The 4,180-nt window shown below is 61.1% G+C and carries 5 protein-coding genes and 1 riboswitch; of the genes, 2 read left to right on the top strand and 3 right to left on the bottom strand.

Annotation, left to right across the window (positions count from 1 at the left end):
- The coding region (locus tag ACRC1E_RS11225) for an arginase family protein (RefSeq protein ID WP_438515184.1) at positions 1 to 548 on the top strand (548 nt) is incomplete at its 5' end.
- Between the two features lie 59 nt (positions 549 to 607).
- Here the strand turns inward: ACRC1E_RS11225 and cobS are convergent.
- From cobS to cobT, 3 genes are read right to left on the bottom strand one after another with little or no spacing between them, the layout of a single operon-like run.
- Entirely contained in the window at positions 608 to 1,330 is a 723-nt protein-coding gene (gene cobS, locus ACRC1E_RS11220; RefSeq protein WP_438515183.1) for an adenosylcobinamide-GDP ribazoletransferase, read from the bottom strand.
- The gene (locus ACRC1E_RS11215; protein WP_438515182.1) at positions 1,318 to 1,920 is read right to left on the bottom strand and encodes a histidine phosphatase family protein; all 603 of its coding nucleotides are present in this window, start codon (positions 1,918 to 1,920) and stop codon (positions 1,318 to 1,320) included. The genes cobS and ACRC1E_RS11215 overlap by 13 nt, the downstream gene beginning before the upstream one ends.
- Positions 1,917 to 2,954 (bottom strand): nicotinate-nucleotide--dimethylbenzimidazole phosphoribosyltransferase, encoded by a 1,038-nt coding sequence (gene cobT, locus ACRC1E_RS11210; protein ID WP_438515181.1) that lies wholly within the window; start codon positions 2,952 to 2,954, stop codon positions 1,917 to 1,919. The genes ACRC1E_RS11215 and cobT overlap by 4 nt, the downstream gene beginning before the upstream one ends.
- A gap of 64 nt (positions 2,955 to 3,018) precedes the next feature.
- A riboswitch (cobalamin riboswitch) is annotated at positions 3,019 to 3,198 on the top strand.
- A gap of 126 nt (positions 3,199 to 3,324) precedes the next feature.
- Between cobT and ACRC1E_RS11205 the strand changes: the two genes are divergently transcribed.
- Positions 3,325 to 4,180: TonB-dependent receptor (locus ACRC1E_RS11205; protein WP_438515180.1), on the top strand; the 856-nt coding region annotated here is incomplete at its 3' end.

Genomic DNA, 4,180 nt, shown 5'->3' with positions numbered 1-4,180 from the left:
CCTTGCTGATCGCGCATGCCGAAAAGTACGGCAAGCCGCTGAGCCTGATCCATTTCGATGCGCACTGCGATACCTGGGCCGACGACGAGCCGGATAGCCTTAACCACGGCACCATGTTCTACAAGGCGGTCAAGGATGGTCTGATCGACCCGAAAACCTCGGTGCAGATCGGTTTGCGCACCTGGAATGATGATTTCCTCGGTATCCACCGTATCGACGCGCCCACCGTGCACGAGATTGGTGCCGCCGAGACCCTGCGCCGCATCAAGGACATCGTCGGCGATAACCCGGCCTACCTGACCTTTGACATCGATTGCCTCGATCCGGCCTTCGCGCCGGGCACCGGCACGCCGGTACCCGGTGGCCTTAGCAGCGCACAGGCACTGGCCATCGTGCGCGGCATGGAAGACATCAATCTGGTGGGGATGGACGTGGTGGAGGTATCGCCACCATTCGACAGCAGCGAGATCACCGCCATTGCCGCCGCGCATATTGCCTGCGACCTGTTGTGTGTACTGCGTCAGCGCAAGGTGGCCGGCAAACTGTAAGTTTGGCCGTCATGCAAAAAACAGGGCGTCCGTTGCGGCGCCCTGTTTGTTTCTGCTCGTCAGAAAAGCATGAAAACCAGCAGCATCAATAGCAGCAAGGTTTCACTGACCTCGATGCCGGCACCCAGGCAGTCGCCGCTCATGCCGCCGAGTTTCTGTTTCAGGTAGGCCCACCAGACAAGCCCGGCCAGCGGTGCGGCCAGTAGTGCGGGTGCCAGCCATGCCGACAGGGCGGCCAGTAGCGCTGCCGATAGCCAGAACGCCGGCCAGTGTGTGCGCCAGGCAAAGCGCTCGCCGCTGCCGGCCGCCAGCGGCGGCAGGGTGGCCGACCATGCCACGGCAAACAGCCGTGCCCATGCCGGCACCAAGAGCAGCGCTGCCCATAGCCCGGCTTTGGCGACCAGCATCAGCAGCACCAACTTGGCCGCGAGCTGGCAACAGAGCACGATGACGCCAAAGCTGCCGACATGCGGGTCTTTCATCACCTCCATAAAGCGCTGCGGCGAGCTGTGGGCTGCACCCATGGCATCGGCCAGATCCGCCAGCCCGTCCAGGTGCAGGCCGCCGGTGACCCATACCCATAGCAAGAGCGCCAGCAAGGCTGCCAGCCACGGCTCGATAGCGCCAAGCAAATACAGCGGCAGCGTGATCAGCGCGCCGACGATCAATCCAACCACGGCAAACCAGCGTGCGGCATCGGCCAGCCACGCCGGGTCAAAGGTTTTCAGCTGCGGGGTGGGCAGTCGGGTGAGGAACTGCACGGCGAGAATCAGGCTGCGCATGGCGGCTCCAGACGGGTGAGGTAGGCCGGATGGCCATCCAGCATCGCCAGTTGGGCGAAGCCGCCGCGCGGCACCGCGATCAGCCGTGCGGCAGAGAACGGCAGTTGCAGCAGTTCGGCCAGCAAGACTGTGATCACGCCGCCATGGGCGATGAGCACGCGGTGACTGCCGGGCGCCGCTTCGATCCAGCCGCTGAGCGCACCCAGTACCCTGCTGCGGAACACCTCGAACGATTCGCCTGCCGGCGCGCTGAGCGTACCTTCGGCCAGCCGCAAGCCCCAGCCCGGTACTTCGTTTTCGATTTCGCGGCTGTCGCGGCCATCCCAGTCGCCGAAGTCCATTTCGGCAAAACCGGCATCGACCTTGAGCGCTAGCGAGGCGACCCGCGCCGACTCGACGGCAAAGGCATGACAGCGCTGCAAAGGCGATGAAGCCAGCGCCGTCACCGGCGCAGTCCGGCTGAGGCTGGCCCAGCTCGCGCGCAGCTGTTGCCAGCCCCGGGGGCTGAGTTCAAGGTCGGTGCGGCCGATCAGGCGGCCAGCATGCGGAATGTCGCCGTGGCGCAGCAGGGTCAGCGTGTACGGGCTCATACTTTGTCCGAGATGCCGGCGCTGTCGAAGGTCGCCATCTCTGCATGCAGGCGGATGGCGGACGCGATCAGCGGCAGCACCAGCGCAGCCCCCGAGCCTTCGCCCAGACGCAGGCGGAAATCAACCAAGGGCTCAAGGCCGAGGCGGGATAGTGCCGCCAGATGGCCGGTTTCTTGCGAGCGGTGGCTGGCCAGCAGCCAGTCGGCAACGCTCGGCTGTAGTGCTTGCGCGGTCAGGGCGGCGGCGGCGGCGATGAAGCCGTCAATCAGCGACGGAATACCCAGACGCGCACCTTCCAGATAAAAGCCGGCCATGGCGGCGATTTCCAGCCCGCCCACTTCGGCCAGTACGCCCAGTGCATCAATATCTGTCGGCAGGCATGACAGAGCCGTCTCGACTACCTGTACTTTCAGGGTGAGGCTGGCATCATCCACGCCGGTGCCGCGCCCGACGACGTCGGTGGGTGCCAGGCTGCAGAAATGGCAAATCAGTGCCGCCGAGGGAGTGGTATTGCCTATCCCCATTTCGCCGGCTATCAATAGCGTGGCGCCGGCATCGATGGCGCGGCGGGCGGCAGCGCTGCCGGCATCCAGTGCTGCTTGCGCCTGTTCGCGGCTCATCGCCGCCTGTATGGCCAGATTATGGGTGCCGGCCATGACCTTGGCGCTGATGATTTGCCCGGCCAAGTCCGGCAAGGGGCTGGCTACGCCGACATCGACAACTTCCAGACGGGCATGGTGCTGGCGTGCCAGCACACAGATGGCGGCGCCGCCGCGGGCAAAGTTTTTGACCATCTCGGCGGTGACGGCCGACGGATAAGCCGAGACGCCGGCTGCCGTCACGCCGTGGTCGGCGGCAAATACGGTGATCGCAGCCTGTGGCAGGGTGGGAATGCGGCAGCCTTGCCAGGCGGCAAAGCGGCAGGCGATGTCTTCCAGCATACCCAGGCTGCCGGTTGGTTTGGTCAGCTGGTTCTGATGGGCTTGGGCTGCGGCATAGGCGGCCTGATCGGGAGTAGGGATAGCGATTTTCATGGGGCGAGGATAGGCCAGTTTGCGCTTTGCCTCAATTGCCGCGATACCCCGATTGGTTTATCGCATATAATGCGCGCCGCAGGTCATGGGAAGCCGGTGCAAATCCGGCGCTGCCCCCGCAACGGTAAGGTCTCGCGTCAGCTTTAGGCGCGCAGGCTTCGCAACAGCCACTGTCGAGATTCGGCGGGAAGGCGCGAAGCTGGTTTGACCCAGCCCGGAGACCAGCCTGCACAGGCGTCGCTGGAACTGACGCCTTTAGCTGGAGTATCGCGGGGAGGCGATAACGACCATTGTCGTTCTTATAGGTGCGCAGACTGCGTATCTCTTCCTGCACTCCTTCTCGTTTTATCTTTCGAGGGGTGCTGTCCAAATGTTCAAGCAAAAATCCATTGTTGCGCTGGTGTCCTTAGCGCTATCTCCGGCGCTATTCGCCGCGCAAACCCCGGTTCAGGCCGAAGAAGTGGTGGTTACCGCCACCCGCACCGCGACCCCGGTGTCCAAGGTGCTGTCCGATGTGACCGTGATTACGCGGGAAGAGATTGAGCAGAGCGGTGTTGATTCTCTGCCACAAATTTTATCGCGTGTACCTGGGGTTGAGGTGTCTCAATCTGGCGGCAAAGGAAAGCAGACGGATATCTTCTTGCGGGGTACTAACTCGCGCCACGCCCTTATTCTTGTTGATGGTGTCCGTATTGTCTCTGCAACTAACGGTGCAAGTTCATTACAGTTCATTCCGGTTGAGCAAATTGACCGTATTGAAGTGCTCATGGGGCCTGCATCTAGCCTATATGGCGCAGATGCGGTTGGTGGCGTCATTCAGGTCTTTACCCGGCAGGGCAAGGGTGCTCCAAGCTTCTATGCTAACTTTGGTGCGGGCAGTCATGATTTTTTCCGCCTTGGCATCGGTGCTGGCGGTAAAGTAGATAACACGGCATTTAGTGTCAATATTAGCCGTGAGCAAACAAATGGCTTCTCTGCCCAAAATAATAAAGGGTCAAATTTTGATGCTGACAATGATGGCTATAAGAACAATGCATATACAGCTAATCTAACTCAGACGATATCGGCAGGGCACGATATTTCCTTACGTTCATTTCAGACTTTTGCCAAGAATGAATATGATCCAGATCAAGAAAAAGTGCGCCTAACCGGGCAGTCCATTGAATCTAAAAATGCATTTACAGATGAGTGGACAAGTACGCTGCGTTTCTCAAGAAGTCAGGATA

The sequence above is a fragment of the Craterilacuibacter sp. genome, assembly GCF_051659485.1.
Lineage (GTDB): Bacteria > Pseudomonadota > Gammaproteobacteria > Burkholderiales > Chromobacteriaceae > Craterilacuibacter.
Note: the sequence above shows the minus strand (reverse complement) of the source record. Positions and strands in the feature narration are given on the sequence as shown.

Excerpts from the sequence above, each read along its gene's own strand:
- cobS (WP_438515183.1), bottom strand. The coding sequence starts at position 1,330 with ATGCGCAGCCTGATTCTCGCCGTGCAGTTCCTCACCCGACTGCCCACC.
- cobT (WP_438515181.1), bottom strand. The coding sequence starts at position 2,954 with ATGAAAATCGCTATCCCTACTCCCGATCAGGCCGCCTATGCCGCAGCC.
- ACRC1E_RS11215 (WP_438515182.1), bottom strand. The coding sequence starts at position 1,920 with ATGAGCCCGTACACGCTGACCCTGCTGCGCCACGGCGACATTCCGCAT.